General features: G+C 67.1%; 23 protein-coding genes. 9 read left to right on the top strand and 14 right to left on the bottom strand.

Annotated elements, in window-relative coordinates:
- Window positions 1-12: 12 nt before the first annotated feature.
- The 8 genes from ACQR1X_RS13090 to dnaK form a co-directional block, all read right to left on the bottom strand.
- The gene (locus ACQR1X_RS13090) at window positions 13-636 is read right to left on the bottom strand and encodes a 2,3-bisphosphoglycerate-dependent phosphoglycerate mutase (protein WP_434898982.1); all 624 of its coding nucleotides are present in this window, start codon (window positions 634-636) and stop codon (window positions 13-15) included.
- A gap of 24 nt (window positions 637-660) precedes the next feature.
- Window positions 661-1479 (bottom strand): 4-hydroxy-tetrahydrodipicolinate reductase, encoded by an 819-nt coding sequence (gene dapB, locus ACQR1X_RS13095; protein WP_316183016.1) that lies wholly within the window; start codon window positions 1477-1479, stop codon window positions 661-663.
- Between the two features lie 95 nt (window positions 1480-1574).
- Window positions 1575-1877 carry a DUF1330 domain-containing protein gene (locus tag ACQR1X_RS13100; protein ID WP_316166393.1) on the bottom strand — a complete coding sequence of 101 codons (303 nt, stop codon included), beginning with the start codon at window positions 1875-1877 and terminating at the stop codon, window positions 1575-1577.
- A 33-nt stretch (window positions 1878-1910) separates the two neighbouring features.
- Window positions 1911-2642, bottom strand: a complete 732-nt coding sequence (pyrF, locus tag ACQR1X_RS13105) for an orotidine-5'-phosphate decarboxylase (RefSeq protein WP_315805615.1) — start codon at window positions 2640-2642, stop codon at window positions 1911-1913.
- A gap of 6 nt (window positions 2643-2648) precedes the next feature.
- Window positions 2649-3227, bottom strand: coding sequence for an NADPH-dependent FMN reductase (locus ACQR1X_RS13110; RefSeq protein ID WP_315805614.1), 579 nt, complete (start codon window positions 3225-3227; stop codon window positions 2649-2651).
- A 45-nt stretch (window positions 3228-3272) separates the two neighbouring features.
- A complete protein-coding gene (locus ACQR1X_RS13115; protein ID WP_315805613.1) occupies window positions 3273-3875 on the bottom strand; it encodes a class I SAM-dependent methyltransferase in 603 nt (200 codons plus the stop codon).
- A 242-nt stretch (window positions 3876-4117) separates the two neighbouring features.
- Complete coding sequence (gene dnaJ, locus ACQR1X_RS13120; protein WP_315805612.1) at window positions 4118-5248, bottom strand: molecular chaperone DnaJ; 1131 nt, start codon at window positions 5246-5248, stop codon at window positions 4118-4120.
- Between the two features lie 145 nt (window positions 5249-5393).
- Window positions 5394-7289: a molecular chaperone DnaK gene (gene dnaK / locus ACQR1X_RS13125; RefSeq protein WP_315805611.1), complete on the bottom strand. Its 1896-nt coding sequence runs from the start codon at window positions 7287-7289 to the stop codon at window positions 5394-5396.
- A gap of 354 nt (window positions 7290-7643) precedes the next feature.
- Between dnaK and ACQR1X_RS13130 the strand changes: the two genes are divergently transcribed.
- Complete coding sequence (locus ACQR1X_RS13130; protein ID WP_434898983.1) at window positions 7644-9152, top strand: hypothetical protein; 1509 nt, start codon at window positions 7644-7646, stop codon at window positions 9150-9152.
- A 198-nt stretch (window positions 9153-9350) separates the two neighbouring features.
- A complete protein-coding gene (locus ACQR1X_RS13135) occupies window positions 9351-10286 on the top strand; it encodes a hypothetical protein (RefSeq protein WP_434838737.1) in 936 nt (311 codons plus the stop codon).
- Between the two features lie 155 nt (window positions 10287-10441).
- On the opposite strand, the gene grpE is transcribed toward ACQR1X_RS13135, so the two are convergent.
- Both grpE and hrcA read right to left on the bottom strand, forming a co-directional pair.
- Entirely contained in the window at window positions 10442-11062 is a 621-nt protein-coding gene (grpE, locus tag ACQR1X_RS13140) for a nucleotide exchange factor GrpE (protein ID WP_315805608.1), read from the bottom strand.
- 130 nt (window positions 11063-11192) lie between these two features.
- Window positions 11193-12281, bottom strand: a complete 1089-nt coding sequence (hrcA, locus tag ACQR1X_RS13145) for a heat-inducible transcriptional repressor HrcA (protein ID WP_434887948.1) — start codon at window positions 12279-12281, stop codon at window positions 11193-11195.
- A 174-nt stretch (window positions 12282-12455) separates the two neighbouring features.
- Between hrcA and rph the strand changes: the two genes are divergently transcribed.
- From rph to hemW, 3 genes are read left to right on the top strand one after another with little or no spacing between them, the layout of a single operon-like run.
- Window positions 12456-13169: a ribonuclease PH gene (gene rph, locus ACQR1X_RS13150; RefSeq protein ID WP_315716822.1), complete on the top strand. Its 714-nt coding sequence runs from the start codon at window positions 12456-12458 to the stop codon at window positions 13167-13169.
- Window positions 13166-13810 (top strand): RdgB/HAM1 family non-canonical purine NTP pyrophosphatase, encoded by a 645-nt coding sequence (gene rdgB, locus ACQR1X_RS13155; RefSeq protein WP_315805606.1) that lies wholly within the window; start codon window positions 13166-13168, stop codon window positions 13808-13810. Before rph ends, rdgB begins: the two co-directional genes overlap by 4 nt.
- Window positions 13797-14954 (top strand): radical SAM family heme chaperone HemW, encoded by a 1158-nt coding sequence (gene hemW / locus ACQR1X_RS13160; protein WP_316239398.1) that lies wholly within the window; start codon window positions 13797-13799, stop codon window positions 14952-14954. Before rdgB ends, hemW begins: the two co-directional genes overlap by 14 nt.
- A 13-nt stretch (window positions 14955-14967) precedes the next feature.
- On the opposite strand, the gene ACQR1X_RS13165 is transcribed toward hemW, so the two are convergent.
- The gene (locus ACQR1X_RS13165) at window positions 14968-16176 is read right to left on the bottom strand and encodes a penicillin-binding protein activator (protein WP_316239399.1); all 1209 of its coding nucleotides are present in this window, start codon (window positions 16174-16176) and stop codon (window positions 14968-14970) included.
- Window positions 16177-16480: 304 nt separating this feature from the next.
- On the opposite strand from ACQR1X_RS13165, the gene rsmI reads away from it, so the two are divergent.
- The 4 genes from rsmI to ACQR1X_RS13185 all read left to right on the top strand — a co-directional run bounded on the left by rsmI (window position 16481) and on the right by ACQR1X_RS13185 (window position 19743).
- Window positions 16481-17440: a 16S rRNA (cytidine(1402)-2'-O)-methyltransferase gene (gene rsmI, locus ACQR1X_RS13170; protein ID WP_434898984.1), complete on the top strand. Its 960-nt coding sequence runs from the start codon at window positions 16481-16483 to the stop codon at window positions 17438-17440.
- A complete protein-coding gene (locus tag ACQR1X_RS13175; protein ID WP_434882253.1) occupies window positions 17427-17837 on the top strand; it encodes a YraN family protein in 411 nt (136 codons plus the stop codon). The genes rsmI and ACQR1X_RS13175 overlap by 14 nt, the downstream gene beginning before the upstream one ends.
- Before the next feature lie 33 nt (window positions 17838-17870).
- Window positions 17871-18812 (top strand): glutathione synthase, encoded by a 942-nt coding sequence (gshB, locus tag ACQR1X_RS13180; protein WP_315805601.1) that lies wholly within the window; start codon window positions 17871-17873, stop codon window positions 18810-18812.
- Window positions 18813-18927: 115 nt separating this feature from the next.
- A complete protein-coding gene (locus ACQR1X_RS13185) occupies window positions 18928-19743 on the top strand; it encodes an exodeoxyribonuclease III (RefSeq protein ID WP_315805600.1) in 816 nt (271 codons plus the stop codon).
- Between the two features lie 36 nt (window positions 19744-19779).
- On the opposite strand, the gene ACQR1X_RS13190 is transcribed toward ACQR1X_RS13185, so the two are convergent.
- From ACQR1X_RS13190 to ACQR1X_RS13200, 3 genes are all read right to left on the bottom strand, one after another.
- Window positions 19780-19926, bottom strand: a complete 147-nt coding sequence (locus ACQR1X_RS13190; RefSeq protein WP_434898985.1) for a hypothetical protein — start codon at window positions 19924-19926, stop codon at window positions 19780-19782.
- A gap of 42 nt (window positions 19927-19968) precedes the next feature.
- Window positions 19969-20412: a cyclic nucleotide-binding domain-containing protein gene (locus ACQR1X_RS13195; RefSeq protein WP_315716814.1), complete on the bottom strand. Its 444-nt coding sequence runs from the start codon at window positions 20410-20412 to the stop codon at window positions 19969-19971.
- A gap of 66 nt (window positions 20413-20478) precedes the next feature.
- On the bottom strand, window positions 20479-21165 hold the full coding sequence (locus ACQR1X_RS13200) for a response regulator transcription factor (RefSeq protein ID WP_315716813.1): 687 nt from the start codon (window positions 21163-21165) through the stop codon (window positions 20479-20481).
- Window positions 21166-21387 lie beyond the last annotated feature (222 nt).

Raw genomic sequence — 21387 nt, forward strand, 5'->3', positions numbered from 1 at the left:
TTGGGCGCGCGATCAGCCCGCCAGGTCCAGTTTCGACTCCACCGTCGAGTCCGCGTTCAGGCGGTAGATGATCGGCACGCCGGTCGCCAGCTCGCGCTTCAGGATGCCCTCCGGCGTCAGCTTCTCCAGCACCATGATCAGGGCGCGGAGCGAGTTGCCGTGGGCGGCGACCAGGGTGCGCTGTCCGCGCAGGACGCCGGGGAGAATTTCCTGGACGTAGTAGGGCAGCGCGCGGGCCAGCGTATCCTTGAGGCTCTCGCCGCCGGGCGGCGGGACGTCGTAGGAGCGGCGCCAGACGTGGACCTGCTCCTCGCCCCATCTGGCGCGGGCGTCGTCCTTGTTGAGGCCGGAGAGATCGCCATAGTCGCGCTCGTTGAGCGCGAGGTTTTTGCTGGTCGGCAGGCCGGTCTGGCCGAGCTCGGTCAGGATCAGATCGAGCGTGTGCTGGGCGCGCGTCAGCACCGAGGTGAAGGCGACGTCGAAGGTCAGGCCCTGGGCCTTCAGCTTGCGCCCGGCCTCCTTGGCCTCGGCCACGCCCTGCTCTGTCAGGTCCGGATCCTTCCAGCCGGTGAAGAGGTTCTTCAGATTCCACTCGCTCTGGCCGTGGCGCACCAGCACCAGGAGACGTTCGCTCATCAGCTCGCTTCCATCGACGTTGAACTAGAAAAGGTCCTTGAGGCCGAGCACGTCGTCCATTGTGTAGTAGCCCGGCGGCTTGCCATGCGCCCACAGCGCCGCCTTGAGCGCGCCATGGGCGAAGATCATGCGGTCCTCGGCCTGGTGCGACAGCACCAGGCGCTCCGAAGGGCCGGCGAAGATGACGCTGTGATCGCCGGCGGCGGTGCCGCCGCGCAGCGAGGCGAAGCCGATGTCGCCAGAGCGGCGCTCGCCGGTGATGCCGTCGCGGCCGCGCGCGGAGTGCTGGTCGAGCGTGATGCCGCGGCCGTCGGCAGCCGCACGTCCCAGCATCAGCGCGGTGCCGGAGGGCGCGTCGACCTTGTGCTTGTGATGCATCTCGAGGATCTCGATGTCGAAGCCGGCGTCGAGCGACTTCGCCACCTGCCTGACCAGCGCCGCCAGCAGGTTGACGCCGAGGCTCATATTGCCGGACTGCACGACGATGGCGCGCTTGGTGACGCTCTTGATGACGGCGTCGTCCGACGACGACAGGCCGGTGGTGCCGACGACGTGGACGATGCCGCGCTCGGCGGCGATGGCGACGTTGGCGATGGTAGCGGCCGGGACGGTGAAATCGAGGATGCCGTCGGCCTCGGCGGACATGGTCCAGAGGTCGCCCGACAGCTTGATGCCGTTGGCGGGCAGCCCGGCGAGGGCGCCGGAGTCCTTGCCGATCAGCTCCGAGCCGGGGGCTTCGAGCGCACCCGCCAGCACGGCGCCGTCGGTCTCGGCGATTGCACGCACCAGGGCGCGGCCCATGCGGCCGCCGGCTCCGGCAACGATCAAGCGCATCTTGGACATCTCAGCTCCTCCGCTCCTTCAAGGGCTATAGCCGGGGCCGATGGCGGCGGCAACCGAGCGAGGCCAGGTCGCGCGTGGTGTGGGGCGGGCGGCGATCAGGGCTGCGGGCCGTCATAGCCCTCGATGATCACCAGATCGCCTTGCGAATGCGGCGCGCGCATCGCGACCAGGCGCTGGTATTCAGGAGAATTGTAACACGCCAGCGCGGTCGCGTAGTCCTTGAACTCGATCACGACGTTGCGCGAGCGCGAGGTGCCCTCCCTGGTCTCGTACTGGCCGCCGCGGACCAGGAACTTGGCGCCGTACTGGTGGAACACCGCGCCGTTCTGCGCGACGTAGTCCTTGTAGCCGTCCATGTTGTGCACGTCGATCCGCGCGATCCAATAGGCCTTGGGCATCCCTGTCGTCTCCCTGTTCTCGGTCGCTGTTGCTTACGTGCGATTGGTCTTGCCGGCCAGCGCCACGGCGCCGGCGATGTCGGCGACGATGCTCTCGGCGGCCGCAGCCGGATCGGCAGCGCCGGTGACGGGACGCCCGACGACGAGGCGGTCGGCGCCGCCGGCGATCGCCAGGGCCGGGGTCATGATGCGCTTCTGGTCGCCAACGTCGGATCCCGCCGGACGGATCCCGGGGGTCACGAGCTGCATGTCAGGCCCGACCAGCGGACGCACCAGCGCCGTTTCCTCGGGCGACAGGATCAGGCCGTGGATGCCGATCTCCTTGGCCTGCACGGCGCGCCTGGCGACGAGCTCCTTGACGCCCATGGCGTAGCCGGCGGCGGCGAGGTCGGCATCATCGTAGGACGTCATCACGGTGACGGCGAGCAGCTCGAGGCTGGAGCCGGCGGCGCCGGCGAGCGCCGCTCGCATGCTCTGCGAGAAGCCATGCACGGTAAGGAAACGGGCGCCGAGCCGGGCGATCTGCCTCGTGGCGCGCTCGACCGTGGTCGGGATGTCGTGCAGCTTGAGGTCCATGAAGACGTGCTTGCCCTCGGCCGCAAGACGCTCGGCGAGGCCGAGGCCGCCGGCATAGGTCAGCTCCATGCCGATCTTGTAGAACGTCACGGCTTCGCCCAGCCTGGCGATCATCGCCTCGGCCTCGGCCACGCCGGGCAGGTCGAGCGCCACGATCAGGCGGTCGCGCGGAGCAATCTCGGTCGGCATGTCACCTCACATCGTATGTTGCGCTGTTGCGATCAGCTCCCGCACCAGCGCGTCGAGCGCGGTGACGTCAGCGGGCAGTTTGAGCCGGTCCATGTCGTTGTAGGCCTTGTCGGCGAAGGCCAGCGCGAGCTGGCTCGGGATCACCGTCGCGTTGCAGGCGGTCAGCACCAGCCGCAAGGCGGCGAGCGCGCGGATGCCGCCGAAGCGGTTCTCGGAGGCGGCGGCGATCGCGAACGGCCGGCTGCGAAAAACCGCGCCGCGGCTGCCGGGCGGCTCGTCGACCCGCGAGATCCAGGTGATGGCGTTGGTCAGCAGCGGCGGCACCGAGGCGTTGTATTCCGGCGTCACCAGCAGCACGGCATGATGGACGCCGATCATGCGCGTCAGATTCACGGCGTGATGCGGAATGCCCGATTGCGCCTCGAGGTCGGCGTCGTAGATCGGCAGCGGGAAGTCAGCGAGCGAGATGCGGGTGATGTCGGCGCCAGCCTGCACGAACTGATAGGCGGCGGCCGCGGCGAGCTTCGCGTTGTGCGAGCCGGCCCGGGTCGAGCCGGGAATGATGAGGATCTTCAGCGCGGACATCGTGAGGTCGGTCAGCGACCCGCCACAAAGGATCGCGGCCGCCGGTCAGGGCTTGCGATACACCCAGACGCGCGCCGGCGGAAGGTTCATCCAGATGCGCTCGGAGGCCTGCGTGGTGACGCCGGGCAGCGACTTCGGAATCGGCGGCACGACGGAATAGGTGAACTGCACGAACGGCGCATTCGGCGACATCGCCGCGAACGCATCGCGGATCAGCTTCATGCGCGTCAGCATCGGCTTGGTCACGAGCGGCAGGCCGGAGACGACGGCCGCGGCAGGGGCGCTGAGCACGTTCCAGAGCGTGTCGCGGAGGCGATAGGCGTCGCCCTGGACCACCTTGGCCTGCGGGTAGCGGTCGCGCAGCAACGCGCAGAAGCCCGGATTGTACTCGACCAGCACCAGCCGCTTCTGATCGACGCCGCGCTCGACCAGCGCATTGGTAATCGCGCCGGTGCCCGGTCCGAGCTCGATGACAGGGCCTGTGCCGTGCGGATCGACGTACTGCGCCATGGTCCGCGCCAGCAGCCGGCCCGACGGCATGACGGCGCCCATATGCAGCGGCTTTTCGATCCATGAGCGGAGGAAGCGCACTTCGTCGTCCAGACGGAGAGGCTTTTTCGACGCACGCACGGACGTTTGCAGGGGCATCTCGGTACCAGACGGGACCGCTTTCACGGCGATGTCAGAAAAGAGTCACAAAGACGTATAGGGCGCAGGCGGGGCGGTCAAGCCGAACCGTAACGTACGATTAAGGCTGGCGGGTCCGCGCTCTTACAGTTGCATTCGATAATTTTTTGCATGTGCAGAGCAGCAAATTCGCTCGACCTCTGAATCTGAATCCCGAAATCATTCGGCGAAACCACGAGGCCGTGCTTGCTTGAACTCACGGCTCAGCTCGCCGCCTTGCCGAAGAAGTCCTTGACCTTGGTGAAGAAGCCGGCCGCCTCGGGCTGGGTCGCTCCGGACGACAACTTCTCGAACTCGGCCAGCAGCTCCTGCTGCTTCTTGGTCAGGTTCTGCGGCGTCTCGACCACGATCTGGACATACATGTCGCCGGTCTGGCGCGAGCGCAGCACCGGCATGCCCTTGGCCGCGATCCGGAATCGGCGCCCGGACTGCGCTCCGGCGGGAATCTTGACCTTGGTCTTGCCCTTGTCGATCGTCGGCACCTCGAACTCGCCGCCGAGCGCCGCCGTCACCATCGAGATTGGCACGCGGCAGTGCAGGTCGGCGCCGTCGCGCTGGAAGAACTCGTGGGCCGTCAACGACAGGAAGATGTAGAGATCGCCGGGCGGCCCGCCGCGCAGGCCCGCTTCGCCCTCGCCGGCGAGACGGATGCGGGTGCCGTCCTCGACGCCCTGGGGAATGTTGACCGACAGCGTGCGGTCACGGGTGACGCGGCCCGAGCCGGAGCATGACGGACAGGGGTCCTCGATCATCTGGCCGCGGCCGTGACAGCCGGGACAGGTGCGCTCCAGGGTGAAGAAGCCTTGGGCCTGCCGGACGCGACCGGCGCCGCCGCACATCGCGCAGGTCTTCGGCTTGGTGCCGGCCTTGGCGCCGGTGCCGGAGCAGGATTCGCAGGTCACCGAGACTGGAATCTCGATCTGAGCGGTCTTGCCCTGGAACGCCTCTTCCAGGGTGATTTCCATGTTGTAGCGCAGGTCGGCGCCGCGCTCGCGCCCCGTGCCGCCGCGCCGCTGGCCGGCCATGCCGAACAGGTCTTCGAAGATGTCGGAGAACGAGGAGGCAAAGCCGGCGCCGAAGCCGTGCGCGCCGCCCATGCCGCCCTGCTCGAAGGCGGCGTGGCCATAGCGGTCGTAGGCGGCGCGCTTGTCGGCGTCGCGCAGCACCTCATAGGCCTCGTTGATCTCCTTGAATTTCACTTCGCTTGAGGCATCGCCCGGATTCTTGTCCGGATGCCACTTCATGGCCAGCTTGCGGAAGGCGGCCTTGAGCTTGCCCTCGTCGGCGTCGCGTTCGACTTCCAGGGTCTCGTAGTAGCAGCGCTTGGTGGACATCAATCAAACCCGCCCGAACTTCGCCCAACAGGAACGGCCGGCGCGATCGCCGCGCACGTTCCGGGTCAATGAAAATGACCCCCATCCAACGAGCCGCTGAAAGCGCTCTTTGGCATGGGGGTCATGGTCACTACCTCTGCCTCAGTTAAGCAGATTTCTTCTTGTCGTCGTCGACCTCGGTGAACTCCGCGTCGACGACGTCATCCTTGGCGGCGTCGCGGGCCGCGTCGCTCTCGGCCTGCTGCTTGTACATGGCCTCGCCGAGCTTCATCGACGCCTGGGCCAGGGTGTTGGTCTTGGCCTTGATCGCCTCGGCATCGTCGCCCTTCAGCGCTTCCTTGAGGTCGCTGACGGCATCCTCAATGGCGCGGCGCTCGGTGTCGGCGACCTTCGAGCCGTGCTCGGCCAGCGCCTTCTCGGTGGAGTGCACCAGCGCGTCGGCATGGTTCTTGGCGTCGACCGCCTCGCGGCGCTTCTTGTCCGCCGCAGCATTCGCCTCGGCGTCCTTGACCATCTTGTCGATGTCGGCTTCCGACAGGCCACCCGAGGCCTGGATGCGGATCTGCTGCTCCTTGCCGGTGGCCTTGTCCTTGGCCGAGACGTTGACGATGCCGTTGGCGTCGATGTCGAACGTCACCTCGATCTGCGGCATGCCGCGCGGGGCCGGCGGAATGCCCATCAGGTCGAACTGGCCGAGCATCTTGTTGTCGGCCGCCATCTCGCGCTCACCCTGGAAGACCCGAATGGTGACCGCGTTCTGATTGTCCTCGGCGGTCGAGAACACCTGGCTCTTCTTGGTCGGGATCGTGGTGTTGCGGTCGATGATGCGGGTGAACACGCCGCCCAGCGTCTCGATGCCGAGGGACAGCGGGGTCACGTCGAGCAGCAGCACGTCCTTGACGTCGCCCTGCAGCACGCCGGCCTGAATCGCGGCACCGATCGCCACCACCTCGTCGGGGTTGACGCCCTTGTGCGGCTCCTTGCCGAAGAACTGCTTCACCATCTCCTGGATCTTCGGCATGCGGGTCATGCCGCCGACCAGCACCACTTCGCCGATCTCGCCGGCGGTGAGGCCGGCATCCTTCAGCGCCTTGCGGCACGGCTCGATGGTCTTCTCGACGAGGTCGGCCACCAGCGCCTCGAACTTGGCGCGGGTCAGCTTCATCGTCAGATGCTTCGGACCGGACTGGTCCGCGGTGATGAAGGGCAGGTTGATCTCGGTCTGCGTGGTCGACGACAGCTCGATCTTGGCCTTCTCGGCAGCTTCCTTGAGGCGCTGCAGAGCGAGCTTGTCGTTGCGCAGGTTGATGCCCTGCTCCTTCTGGAATTCGTCGGCGAGGTAGCTGACCAGACGCATGTCGAAGTCTTCACCGCCGAGGAAGGTGTCGCCGTTGGTCGACTTCACCTCGAACACGCCGTCGCCGATTTCAAGAATGGAGACGTCGAAGGTGCCGCCGCCGAGGTCGTACACGGCGATCGTGCCGGCCTTGGTCTTGTCGAGGCCGTAGGCGAGCGCCGCCGCGGTCGGCTCGTTGATGATGCGCAGAACCTCGAGGCCAGCGATCTTGCCGGCGTCCTTGGTGGCCTGACGCTGGGCGTCGTTGAAATAAGCGGGGACGGTGATGACGGCCTGGTCGACCTTCTGGCCGAGATGGGCTTCCGCGGTCTCCTTCATCTTCTGCAGGATGAAGGCGGAGACCTGCGAGGGCGAATAGGTCTTGCCGTCGGCCTCGACCCAGGCGTCGCCGTTGCCGGCCTTGACGATCTTGTAGGGGACGAGCTTCTTGTCCTTCTCGACCATCGGGTCATCATAGCGGCGGCCGATGAGGCGCTTGACCGCAAAGAAGGTGCGCTCGGGGTTGGTCACGGCCTGGCGCTTGGCCGGCTGGCCGACCAGACGTTCGCCGTCGTCACTGAAGGCGACGATCGACGGCGTGGTGCGCATGCCCTCGGCGTTCTCGATGACCTTCGACGTTTTGCCGTCCATAACGGCCACGCACGAATTCGTGGTGCCGAGATCGATCCCGATGACCTTTCCCATGGTCTCATATCCTTCTTTTTGCGGCAGGTTGGGTGGGGCCCTGACGGCGCCCCCATCCAAAACCCCCTCAGATCAAATGCTCGCGATATTGCGACGATGAGCGTCATATAGGAGGGGGGGAGTGGCCCGCAAGGACCGGACCAGGGGTTCGACCCCACGAAAATCACGGCCCTCGCCGAACGACCTCGCGGAGTCATCAAGAAGGGCCAATCGACCTTGGCAGCTCCCTAAACGGGAGGGTGCGATCGCGGGCAGGGAGCAACGAATCCGGTACTCCGGATCTGCCCCGATGACCGAAATGCGTTGTTAACCCACGGGCCCTAGCCTGCCGCACTCCTGGGACGGGAATGAGGCATGGTCATCGACACCGATTGGGGCTTTCCGCAGCGTGCGCGCGAAGCCGGCCAGGCCACGTTCCCCGGACTGCTGATCTGCGCCATCGTGGTTGCAGCGGCGTGGCTGCGATACACCCTTCCCCTCAATGTCGACGTCAGCTGGTGGCTCCTCGTCAGCGAGCGCATGCTCGATGGCCAGCGGCTCTACGTCGACATCCTCGAGACCAATCCGCCGATGGCCGGGTCGGTCTATCTGCTGGCCGTCGCGCTGGCGCGTGCGATCCATCTCAGGCCCGAATTGGCGACGAACACCCTGATCTTCGCGCTGGCCGCGGCATCCCTGACGCTGGTGTGGCTGGTGCTGCGGACATCGGCGCTGCGCCATCGCCTCGCCGACGGTTGGCTGGCGGCGTGGACGGCCGCCCTGCTCCTGATCGCGCCGATGTATGATTTCGGCCAGCGGGAACATCTGGCCCTGATCACGATCCTGCCGGCGATCGCGGTGTACATCCTGCGCGCCAGGGGCGAGCGGGTGGGCCCGGCTGCCGTGCTCATCGCCGGGCTCAGCGCCGGCCTCACGATGAGCTTCAAGCCCTATTTCGCCTTCAGCGCCGGCTTCTGCATTCTCGCCGCCGCCGCGCAGGCGCGCGACTGGCGCGTGCTGTTCGCGCTGGAGAACTGGATCGCCGCGGCGCTGGTGCTGCTCAACGCGGCCTGTATCTACCTGTTCTTTCCCGAATATTTCACGCTCATCTATCCGCTGGTCCGCGACGTCTATCTGCTCCTGAAGGCGCCGGTGCCGACCATCCTCGTGACCCTGCCGATGGGCCTGTGGCTTGCGGCAGCGATCACCATTCTCCTCCTCCAACGCCGGCAGCACGCGCGCGACGCGGCGTCTTTCACCACGCTGGCCGGATCGCTCGGATTCCTGGTGTCGTTCGTCGCGCAGCAGAAGGGCTGGGGCTATCACGCCTATCCCATGGTCGCGCTGGCGCTGCTTGCCGCCGGCCTTGCCGTGTCGGCGATCGACACCAGCCGCGACATGCGGCGCTGGCCGCAGGTCGCCACCGCTCTCGCCGGCGCCGTGCTGTTCGTGCAGACCTGCCTCTGGTTCAATGGCAGCGTCGACGTCCGGCAAATCGAAGCCCAGGTGGCGCGGCTCGGACCGCGCCCGAGCATGCTGGTGCTCAGCGCGGCCGCAGTCATCGGCCACCCGATGGTGCGGACCCTCGGTGGCACCTGGATCTCGCGCCAGGAGGCGTTCTGGGTCCGGGAAATCGTCCGCCGATCGCAACAGGACGGAACCATCGATTCACAGACGGCGCAGCGGCTCGCGCCCTATGTGGAACGCGAACGCGCCGGGATCATCGCCGACTTCCGGAAGCAGCCGCCCGACGTCGTCCTGATCGACAATCAGAACAGCGACTGGGGCGATTGGGCGCGTTCCGACCCCGAGCTCAGGGCCCTGCTCGCGCCCTATGTGCTGGTACAGACCGTCGACGGCGTCGAAATCCTGAAGCGCGGCTAGCGCTGTACCATCCTGAATCCGCCTTTTGAGGCAAAATGTGCCCCGCCGGAGCGCGCCGACCGCCGCAGGCGATCAAAACCGCGCGCCCGGCCTGTTGCGGGGGGCGCAAAGCCGCTAAAAGCGTGCCCGCCGAAGACCACGCTGGCGAGGACCCCCGACCGCCTCGGCGCGCGGCCCCGGTCAACGAGGCAATGTTTGATGATGATCGTTCGACTCTTCACCGCGGCCACCCTGCTGATCTCGCTGCTGCACCCCGCATTGGCCACTGACGCCGTATTTCCGCCCGGCGTCCGCATCGGGCTCGCGCCGCTGGTCGGGCTCGCCAAGGCCAAGACGTTCTCCGGCTTCGAAACCGAGGACCAGAGCGTGAAGGTGCTGCTGACCGAACTGCCCGCCGCCGCCTATGGCGAGGTGAAGAACGCGTTTACCGCCAATCCCGCCGGGACCGGCAGCGTCAAGCCGGAGAGCATCGAGACCGCCGCCGGCACCGCCTACTATACCGTCGAGAACGGCCGCGATGGCAACACGCCGGTGCGGCGCTACTCGATGATCCTGCCCGGCAACGGCTTCTCCGGCTACGTGGCCGTGCAGATCCCGGAGACCGCGAGCCGGATCTACACCGACGATGCCGTGCGCCAGATGTTCGCCTCCGCCGTCGTCCGCAAGGACGTTCCGGTCGACGAGCAGCTCGCGATGATGCCGTTCAAGGTCACCGACCTCTCCGGGTTCAAGACCATCCGCACGCTCGGGCCGGGCGCCCTGATCCTCGCCGACGGCGAGGAGGACAAGGGCTTCGAAGCCGCGCCCTTCGTCGTGATCGGGCTGGTGGCTGGCGTGGCCCCGGAGGCGGGCGACCGCGCGCGCGTGGCGCAACAGGCGGCCACCACCATTCCGGGCGTCCGCGAAGCGCGCATCACGATGTCCGAGCCGATCCGCATCGACGGCCAGCCGGCCTATGAGACCCGGATCGACGCCACCAGCGGCAAGGACAATACGCCGGTGACGGTGGTGCAGTGGCTGCGCTTCGGCGGGCCAAACACGTTGCGGATCATCGGCAGCGCGCCGCGCGACCAGTGGTCGGCGGCCTTCCCGCGGTTCCGTGCCGTCCGCGACGGCATCCAGCCAAGAGGCTGAGACCAGCCCGGCATCGGACGGCGTGATCACGCCGGCTGCTCGCCGCGAGACGAACTACAAGGTCGCGCCGACAAACAAGAAGCCACGGGCATCGCTGCCCGTGGCTTCTTCGTTCGACAACAGGACGGCCGCAGAACGCGTGCCCGTGCTCGCCGTCAGGCGGCGCTGTTCGACTGATCGTTGCTCGCCGCGGGCGCCGCCTTGGCGCCGCCCTTGGACACGCCGACCAAAGCGGGGCGCAGCACGCGCTCGCCGATCATAAAGCCGGCCTGCACGACCTGCACCACCGTGCCGGACGGCACCGACGGATCCGGCACCTCGTACATCGCCTGCTGGAAATTGGGGTCGAACTTTTGCCCGGTCGGATCGAACTTCTTGACGCCGTTTTTCTCCAGCGTGTTGAGCAGCGAACGCTCGGTGAGCTCGACGCCCTCGATCAGCGACTTCAGGCCCGCATCGGCATTGTCGCGCGTCTCCGCCGGCACGGCATCGAGCGCGCGCTGCAGATTGTCGGCGATGTCGAGCACGTCACGGGCGAAGCCGGTGATGCCGTACATGCGCGCATCGGCGACCTCGCGGGCGGTCCGCTTGCGCAGATTCTCCATCTCCGCCAGCGTGCGCAGCATCTTGTCGCGCGCGTCGGCCGCCTCCTTGGCAAGGGCCTCTGCCGAGCCGGCCTCGGGATCATCGGGCATGATGTAGGGCTTGGAGACGACGGGTTCGCTGGCCTGCGCCGGGTTTTCCGGATCATTCTTATGCAGGTCGGGATCGGTCATGGACAGACTCGCAAGTTCGGCTGACGGGTTTGGGGATATGGGGCGGGATATCGTGCTTTGAGCGTCGAAAATCAAGCGCAGCCTGACCGGCCCGCCGGAGACGCCGTCCGCGGATTAACCATCTCACGCATCAGCCACCCAGCAGCCGGCTGACCAGGCGCGCGGCATAATCGACCGTCGGAATCACCCGGGCATAGTTGAGCCGGGTCGGACCGATGACGCCGAGCACGCCGACGATGCGACCCGTGGCGTCGGAATAGGGCGACACGATCGTCGACGAGCCCGACAGCGAGAACAGCTTGTTCTCCGAGCCGATGAAGATGCGGACACCTTCCGCGCTCTCCGCGCGCCCGAGCAGATCGACGACGCCGCGCTTGGTTTCGAGATCGTCGAACAGCCGCCGGACACGCTCGAGATCTTCGAGCGCATGCAGGTCCTCGAGCAGGTTGGCGTGGCCGCGCACGATGAGCTGCCGCTCGTCGCTGTCGCCGCCGGACCAGCTCGCGACGCCGGCGGCGATCACCTTCTGCGTCAGCTGGTCGAGCTCGGCACGGTCGTGCGCCAGCGCGGTCTCAAGCTCGAGCCGCGCTTCCGCCAGCGTCCGCCCTCTGATCCGGGCGTTGAGGAAATTGGACGCCTCGGTCAATGCCGAGGACGGCACGCCCGGCGGCAGGGTCAGGACCCGGTTCTCGACCTGTCCTTCCTCGCCGACCAGAACGACGAGCGCACGCTCGGGCTCGAGCCTGACGAACTCGATGTGCTTCAGCCGGGTGTTGGATTTGGCGGTCAGAACCACGGCGGCGGCACGGGTCAGACCCGACAGCCGGGTCAGCGCTTCATCCAGCGCCGCCTCAACCGATTGCGCCCGGCCGACGGCCGCGAGCTGGCTCTGGATCGACTGCTGCTCGGCCTCCGTCATGTCGCCAACCTGCATCAGGGCGTCGACGAAGAAGCGCAGGCCGGCTTCGGTGGGCAGCCGGCCGGCCGAGGTGTGCGGCGCGTAGATCAGGCCGAGCTGCTCGAGATCGGCCATGACGTTGCGCACAGAGGCCGGCGACAGCGGAACCGCGATCAGCCGCGAAATGTTGCGCGAGCCGACCGGCTCGCCGGTCGCCAGATAGCTTTCGACGATCTGCCGGAAGATCTCGCGCGAGCGCTCGTTCAGCTGCGCCAGACCGGCCGGCGGTGTCATCAGGTTGATCGGATCGTGGTGGGCCACCAGATGCACTCCTCCCAGCTGCCTATAATGTGTCCATGCGGCGGCTCGGTGGCAAGCCGGTCATGAGGAGGGGGCTCCGGGAGCGACGGGCCCTTGATAAACCCTTGCCGCTGCCGGTCGCGGCTCCTACAAGGCCGTCAAACACCCTCTTTCGCCTCTTTCACGGAGAGAATCATGCGGCCGAGCCGCCGTGCACCGGATGAACTGCGGGCCGTGAGCCTGGAACGCGGCGTCGTCAAATACGCCGAGGGCTCGTGCCTGGTGAAGTTCGGCGACACCCATGTGCTGGTCACCGCCACGCTCGAGGACCGGCTGCCGCCCTGGCTCAAGGGCCAGGGACGCGGCTGGATCACCGCCGAATACGGCATGCTGCCACGCGCCACGCTGGAGCGAACCCGGCGCGAGGCCTCCGCCGGCAAGCAGACCGGACGCACCGTCGAGATCCAGCGCCTGATCGGCCGCTCGCTGCGCACCGCGATCGACCTGGAAGCGCTCGGCGAGCGCCAGATCACGGTGGACTGCGACGTGCTGCAGGCCGATGGCGGCACGCGCACGGCGTCGATCACCGGCGCCTGGGTCGCGCTGGCCGACTGCATCAAGTGGATGAAGTCGCGCAACATGATCAAGACCGAGGTGCTGCGCGCCAACGTCGCCGCGATCTCCTGCGGTATCTACAACGGCACGCCGGTGCTCGATCTCGACTACGCTGAGGATTCCGAGGCGGAGACCGATGCCAATTTCGTCATGACCGGCGACGGCCGCATCATCGAGGTGCAGGGCACGGCGGAGAAGACGCCGTTCACCGAGGCCGAGTTCCTGGCGCTGATGGCGCTCGCCCGCAAGGGCGTCGCGCGGCTGGTCGACCTGCAGAAGATGGCGGTCGCGTGAACGGTCCGCACCGCAGGCTCACCGGTCGCATCGTCATCGCGACCCACAATCCCGGCAAGCTTGCCGAGATGCGCGAGCTGCTCGCCCCCCATGGCGTCGAGGCGGTGTCGGCCGGCGATCTCGGCCTGGGCGAGCCGGACGAGACCGGCGAGACCTTCCAGGCCAACGCCCGCATCAAGGCGGTCGCCGCGGCCAAGGCCGCGCAGCTTCCGGCCTTTGCCGACGATTCCGGCATCGTGGTTCACGCCCTCGACGGTGCGCCGGGGATCTATTCGGCGCGCTGGGCCGGACCGGACAAGGATTTCACCGGCGCGATGACGCGGATCGAGCGCCTGCTGCAGGAGCGCGGCGCCGCGGGTGCCGACCAGCGCGGCGCTCATTTCGTCTCGGCGCTGTGCGTGGCATGGCCGGACGGCCATGTCGAGGAGGTCGAGGCGAGGGTCGACGGCACGCTGGTCTGGCCGCCGCGCGGCACGGCCGGCTTCGGCTACGACCCGATGTTCCTGCCAGAAGGGCACGATCGCACGTTCGGCGAGATGACCAGCATCGAGAAGCACGGCCTGCCGCCGCTCGGCCTCGGCCTGTCGCACCGGGCGCGCGCCTTCGTGAAGCTCGCGGAGATCTGCCTTGACCAGCGCTGACAGCGAAGCGTTCGGCGTCTATGTGCACTGGCCGTTCTGCCTGTCGAAATGTCCGTATTGCGACTTCAACAGCCATGTCCGGCATGCGGCCATCGACCAGGAGCGCTACGCCCGCGCCTTCGCCCAGGAGATCGCGACCACCGCCGCCCGCATTGGGCCGCGCACCGTCAGCTCGATCTTTCTCGGCGGCGGCACGCCGTCGCTGATGCAGCCGCAGACCGTCGGCGCGATTCTCGACGCGATCGGCCGGCACTGGCATGTCGCCGCTGACGTCGAGGTGTCGCTGGAAGCCAATCCGACCAGCGTCGAGGCGACGCGCTTTGCCGGCTACCGCGCTGCCGGCGTCAACCGCGTCTCGCTCGGCGTCCAGGCGATGGACGATGCGTCGCTCAAGATGCTGGGCCGACTGCACACGGCCGAGGAGGCGATGAAGGCGGTGGCGATCGCGCGCAATGCCTTCGAGCGCTATTCGTTCGATCTGATCTATGCCCGGCCCGACCAGACGCCGGCGATGTGGACCGAGGAGCTGACGCGCGCGATCAGCGAGGCAGCCGAGCATTTGTCGCTGTATCAACTGACCATCGAGGAAGGCACGCCATTCTTCGGCCTGCATGCCGCGGGCAAGCTGAAGACGCCGGATGAAGGCCTGGCGCGCACCTTGTACGACGTCACGCAGGAGGTCTGCGGCCGTCACGGGCTGCCGGCCTACGAGATCTCCAACCATGCCCGCCCAGGCGCGGAGTGCCGGCACAACCTGATCTATTGGCGTGGCCAGGAATATGCCGGCATCGGTCCCGGCGCCCATGGCCGGCTCGACATCGGCGGCATCAGACACGCGACCGCAACCGACAAGCGGCCCGAGGCCTGGCTGATGCGGGTCGAGTCCAACGGTCACGGTGTGATGACCGACGACGAGCTCAATCGCGAGGAGCGCGCCGACGAATTCCTGCTGATGGGGCTGCGACTGGCCGAGGGCATCGACCCGCAGCGCTACGCGAGGATCTCCGGCCGCACGCTCGATCCGCGCCGCATCGCGCTGCTGCGCGAGGAGGGCGCCATCGCGGTCGATCCGGACGGGCGGCTGCGCGTGACCCAGGACGGCTTTCCGGTGCTCGACGCGGTCGTCGCTGACCTCGCCGCCTGAGACGTGCTGCGACTCACGTCGCGCTGAAGCTTTTCGGCGCGCCGGCGACGGTCTGTCCGCCCCCCGAACCGACGCGCATCACCGCAAGCCCGCGCTCATTGGTGCCGTCGCTGCGGAACCGGAACAGGCCATCTATGCCCGCGAAGCCGGACGCATTGGTCAGGACGTCGGGCGCGAAACGCTGGTTGCCCTGGGTGCGCGCCAGCGCGGCCACGAGCGCCACCGCATCATAGGCGAGGGTCGCGGTGCGTACGGGATCGCCGCCGAATCGCGTCCGGTAGCGTCCGGCGAAAGCGCGGAAGCCGGACGGATCCGGCGCGGCATAGAGGCCGCCCTGCAGGCTGGCGCTGGCATAGACGCGCGGATTGTCCCACAGCCCGGTGCCGAGCAGCTGGATGTTGCGCAGATTGGCGCCGGCAGCGGTCAGCGCATCGGCCGTCGCCGCGACCGATTCGCCGTCGTCGGCCAGCAGCAGCGCATCGGCGCCGCCGAGCGCCTGCGCCACCGTGCGCGCCGGCCCGGTGCGGTCGCCGGAATATTTCTCGAATGCCACGATGCGTCCGCCGCGGCGGCTGACCGCAGTCTTGAACGCCCCCTCGACGACGGTGCCATAGGCATTGTCGGGCAGCAGCGCCGCGAACGAGCGTTTGCCGACGCTGGCGGAATATTCGACGATGCGGCTCGCATCGGACTCCGGCAGGAAGCTGAGCAGATAGACGCCGCGCCCCGCCACGCTCGAATCCGTCGAGAAGGCGATGACCGAGATGTTGCGCGTGCGCGCCACCTGGGCCGTCGCCGGCACCGAGCCCGCGAACAGAGGCCCGAGGATGATCTCGGCGCCTTCGTCGCAGGCCTGTTGCGCGCCCTGCTGCGCGCCTTGCGGGCTGCCGGCGTCATCCTTGATCAGGAGCTGGATGTTGGGGTTCTGAAACTCGGCCAATGCCATCTCGGCCGCGTTCTTCATCGATTGCGCGGCGACGCCGGCATTGCCCGACGCCGACAGCGGCAGAATCAGCCCGACCTTGACCTGGCCGTTGCCGGCCACCGCCGGCTGCTGCGGCGGTCCCGCCGGCGCCGTCGGCTGCTCGAACGGATTGAAGCCCTGCTGCACGTTGGAGCACGCCGACAGCAGCGGCGCGCCGACGATCAGGCCCAGCGCCGTTCGCCGGGCGACCCCATGGGGTCCCGGACCGAGAGAGTTGGGATGACGCGGGCCCACCATGGCATCTCTTCGTTCGGCCGAGACCGGCCAGAAGTTCCCCAAACGCACGTCCGCAAGGCCGTGCCGATTCACTCATATTGTCGACGAATAGTTAAGCAAAACAAAAGGCTGTCAGCGCCACACCGCCGATCAATTCGACGTTTTGCACGGCCTATCCCCTGCTCGTCCACACCCCCATCGATGTGCCGTTTCGGACTTGAATCGGCGATGAATGGCGACGCGGCGATGCCGATCCCGGAACTTCAAATCGCCGCGCGGCTGTTCCCCTGTGGCAATCCCGCGGCAGGCCCTTTAAATTACCTCGATGGGCGCGAAGGCAATCCCCAAGACGTCGCCGGACGACGGCAAATCTTCCACCACGTCGACCTATCTGGTGGCGGGGCAGATCGTTGCGGCGCCCAAGGCCCGGCCTGGATTGCATCTGGTGGCGACGCCGATCGGCAATCTCGGCGACATCACGCTGCGCGCGCTGGAAACCCTGGCCGGCGCCGATCTCATCTTGTGCGAGGACACCCGAATCACGCGACGCCTGACCGAGCGTTATGGCCTGGCCGCGGAACTCGCAGCCTATCACGAGCACAATGCCGAAGCCGTCAGGCCCAGGATTCTGCAGAGCCTCGCCGAAGGCGCGGCCATCGCGCTGGTGTCCGACGCCGGCACGCCGCTGATCTCGGACCCCGGCTACAAGCTGGTGCGCGAGGCGTGCGCGGCCGGGCATGCCGTCACCGCGCTGCCGGGCCCGTCCGCCGTGCTCGCGGCGCTCAGCGTCGCGGCGCTGCCGACCGACCGCTTCTTCTTCGAGGGATTCCTGCCGGCCAGGCAGCAGGCGCGACGCGCGCGGCTGGCCGAGCTCGCGCGCATCGACGCGACGCTGGTGCTGTTCGAGGCCGGCAGCCGGGTTCAGGAGACGCTGGCCGATCTCGCCGAGGCCATGGCGGGACGCCAGGCCGCGATCTGCCGCGAGCTGACCAAGCTGCATGAGGAGGTGCTGCGCGGCGCCATCGGCGATCTCGCTGCAGCGGCTGGCGATCTCGAAACCCGCGGCGAATTCGTGCTGGTGATCGGTCCGCCGCCGCGCGGCGCCGGGGTGCTGACGCCGGATGCGCTCGATGCCGTACTGAAGGATCTGCTGCAGCGATCGAGCGTCAAGGATGCCGTCATGCATGCGGTCGAGCTCTCCGGCCGGCCGCGCCGCGAAGTCTATGCGCGCGCGCTCGAGCTGGCGAAGGACGCGCGGTCAGGACAGGCCGATGGCGAAGACTGAGCGTGCGTCCGCCGACAAGCCGGCCAAGACGGCGGCGCCGGAGCGCGTCGCCGCCTTTCGCACCGGACTATCGGCGGAGGCCCGCGCGGCAGCGCTGCTGATCGCCAAGGGCTATCGCATCCTCGCCAAGCGCTTCCGCACGCCGCATGGCGAGATCGACATCATCGCGCGCAAGCGCGGCCTCGTGGCGTTCGTCGAGGTCAAGGCGCGCGCCTCGCTCGACGATGCCGCCTATGCGGTGACGCCGCGCCAGCAGCAGCGCATCATCAATGCCGCGCAGGCGTGGCTGATGGCGCATCCCGACCATGCCGAATTGGAGCTGCGCTTCGACGCGATTCTGGTTGCGCCGCGCAGCCTGCCGCGCCATCTGGTAGCGGCGTTCGACGCCAGCACCTGACATGAACTGATTGCAGAGAGCAGGGACCTGCCCATGAAACTGAACGTCGCCGTCCAGATGGACCCCATCGCGCGCATCAACATCCGCGGCGACTCCACCTTCGCGATGCTGCTCGAAGCGCAGAGGCGCGGCCATGGCCTGTGCTATTACACGCCGGACAAGCTGTCGCTGCGCGGCGAGGAGCTGTATGCGCCGGTGCAGGCGCTGACGGTGCGCGACCAGGTCGGCGACCACTTCACGCTCGGCGAACCGAAGCCGACCGCGCTGACCTCGTTCGACGTCGTGCTCCTGCGCCAGGATCCGCCGTTCGATCTCGCCTACATCACCTCGACGCATTTCCTCGAGCGCATCCATCCGAAGACGCTGGTGGTCAATGATCCCGCGAGCGTGCGCAACGCACCGGAAAAGCTGTTCGTGATGAACTTCCCGCAACTGATGCCGCCGACTTTGATTTCGCGCGACCTCGACGAGATCAACGCCTTCCGCGATCAGCACGGCGCCGTGGTGATGAAGCCGCTGCATGGCCATGGCGGCGCGGCGGTGTTCCGCGTCATGCCGCAGGACATGAATTTCGGCTCGCTGTTCGACATGTTCTCGGTGACGTTCAAGGAGCCCTGGGTGATCCAGCGCTTTCTCCCCGAGGTGAAGCATGGCGACAAGCGCATCATCCTGGTCGACGGCGAGTTCGCCGGCGCCGTCAACCGCGTGCCGGCGGCCGACGATCTGCGCTCCAACATGGTGCGCGGCGGCGCCGCGCAGGCCACCGATCTCAGCGCCCGCGAGCGCGAGATCTGCGATACGCTGGGTCCGGAGTTGCGCGCGCGCGGGCTATTGCTGGTCGGCATCGACGTCATCGACGGCAACCTCACCGAGATCAACGTGACCTCGCCGACCGGCATCCGCGCGATCTCGCGGCTCGGCGGACCCGACATCGCGGCCCGCGTATGGGACGTCATCGAGAGCAAACGGCGCTGATCAAGCGCCGTCCCACTTCGCTGGGGATAAGGCCAACCAACGCGATCAGTCCGATGCGTCAGAGGCGAGGCGGAATCGCTGACATCGGCGCAATTCATGCTATGACGCCATTCTCATGCGTCTCGTCCTGACCACCTGGAACATCAACTCGGTGCGCCTGCGCATCGACCTCGTCGCCAAGCTCATCAAGCAGGTCAGGCCCGATGTCCTGTGCCTGCAGGAGACCAAGTGCATCGACGACGCTTTCCCGCTGAAGCGCTTCAAGCGGCTCGGCTATGAGCACGTCGCACTGAACGGGCAGAAGGGCTATCACGGGGTCGCCGTGATCTCGAAATGGCCGTTCGAGGAGACCAACGTCCGCACCTTCTGCGACAAGGTGGATTCGCGCCACATCACCGTGGCATTCGGCGAGAAGGCGCAGCTCGCGCAGCCGCTGGTGCTGCATAATTTCTATGTGCCGGCCGGCGGCGACATTCCCGATCCCGCGCTCAATCCCAAATTCGAGCACAAGCTGCAATTCCTCGACGAACTGAAGGCGTGCGAGCCGCTGCATCCGCGCGGCGACGACCGGCATATCCTGGTCGGCGACCTCAACGTCGCGCCGCATGAGCACGACGTCTGGTCGCACAAGCAGCTCCTGAAGGTGGTGTCGCACACGCCGATCGAATGCGAGAAGCTGCTGGCGGCGCAGACCCATGGCGAATGGGTCGACGTCGCCCGCGAACGCATCCCGATGTCGGAGAAGGTCTACACGTGGTGGAGCTACCGCGCCGCCGACTGGACCGTGGGTGATCGCGGCCGAAGGCTCGACCACATCTGGGTGTCACGCGCCTTGAAGGACCGGGTCAGCGACTTCAGGATCCTGCGCGACGCCCGCAGCTGGGAGCGGCCGTCGGATCACGTGCCGGTCACGGTGACGCTGGACGTTTGACGGCGCGACCAGACAGACCCGTCAGTGCCGAGTTTGTCATTCGCCTGTCCCCACATCGTCATGCCCGGGCTTGTCCCGGGCATCCACGCCGTTCTTAGCACGCCGGACGACGTGGATGGCCGGGAAGAGCCCGGCCATGACGGCGGGGAAGGAGCCAAACTCAAGCGAGAGATCGTGCTGCATCGGCAAGAGGTCCGCGTAGACCTCGGGCGGCCGCCAGCCCCGTCACGACGTCAGCTTGGCCCCGGCCGCCATGATGTCGTTGGCGATTCGGCTGGCGCGGTGGGCGAACTCGTCGCGCAGCCGGCGCGCAGCCTTGGCGTCGCTCTCCAGCACACGCTGAAACAGGCTGCGCGAGATCCGCACCACGGTCGAATATTCCAGGGCCGTCGCGGTCGCCGGACGCCGCATCTCGACCAGCAGCGCCAGCTCGCCGATCAGCATGGTCGGCGTCGCGACGATCTCGGCACCGACCTCGTCGCTGATGCGCAATGACCCGCGCTGGACGACATAGCCGCAATCGGCCGTGTCGCCCTCGCGGAACAGGGTCTCGCCGCTCTGGATGTTACGCTGCTCGGAGCCGATGGCGATCATGCGAAGTGAGTCGCTTCCCAGCAGGCGCAATGTTGGGACGCGCTCCAATAGCGCAATATCGTCTTCGATCGACATCAAGGGCCCGGGGAAGGCTGAATGGAACCAATATCATAAATGGCGAAACCGCCATCCCCGAACCTATCACGGTACCAACTTGTAGCCACCGGCCTCCGTCACCAGAATCTCCGGATTCGCGGCATCTTTCTCGATCTTCTGACGCAGACGGTAAATGTGCGTTTCCAAGGTGTGGGTGGTGACGCCGGAATTGTAGCCCCACACCTCCTGGAGCAGGGTCTCGCGCGACACCGGCTGCTGGCCGGCGCGATACAGGAAGCGCAGGATCGCCGTTTCCTTCTCGGTCAGGCGCACCTTGCGGGCGTTGGCGCCGGTCAGCATCTTCGAGCCCGGCCGGAAGCTGTAGGGACCGACCGAGAACACCGCGTCCTCGCTGGCCTCGTGCTGGCGAAGCTGGGCCCGGATGCGGGCCAGCAGCACGGCGAAGCGGAACGGCTTGGCGACATAGTCATTGGCGCCGGATTCGAGCCCGAGAATCGTATCGGAATCGGTATCGTGCCCGGTCAGCATGATGATCGGCGCCTTGAAGCCGCCCTTGCGCAGGGACCGCACCACTTCGCGGCCATCGGTGTCGGGCAGGCCGACGTCCATCAGAACCAGGTCGGGTGAATTGGCCTTTGCGGCGGTGGCGCCTTTGGCGCCGGTATCGACGGCCTGGGCTTCGAACTCGTCATGCAGCGAGAGCTGCTCCATCAGGGCATCGCGCAGATCGGTGTCGTCATCCACGATCAGGATCTTGCGGGCATTGGCCATTGTACAATCCTCTAGGTGGCGCCGGCGGGATCGGATGGGTGGCGCCGTCAACGGTGGGCAAACAGGCTCATCAGCCCTGTTCCGTCTTGAAGTAGGGGGCTGTTACCGATTCACAAGCGCCCGGGACTCTACTCCAGAATTGAGCAGGGATTGAGATGATTGTCCTGTTCGACCCTCGCGGCGGACCATTTGCCGACATTAAGGCAATTACCGGGCAATCCG

Origin of the sequence: Bradyrhizobium sp. HKCCYLRH3073 (assembly GCF_051167995.1) — a bacterium.
Lineage (GTDB): Bacteria > Pseudomonadota > Alphaproteobacteria > Rhizobiales > Xanthobacteraceae > Bradyrhizobium.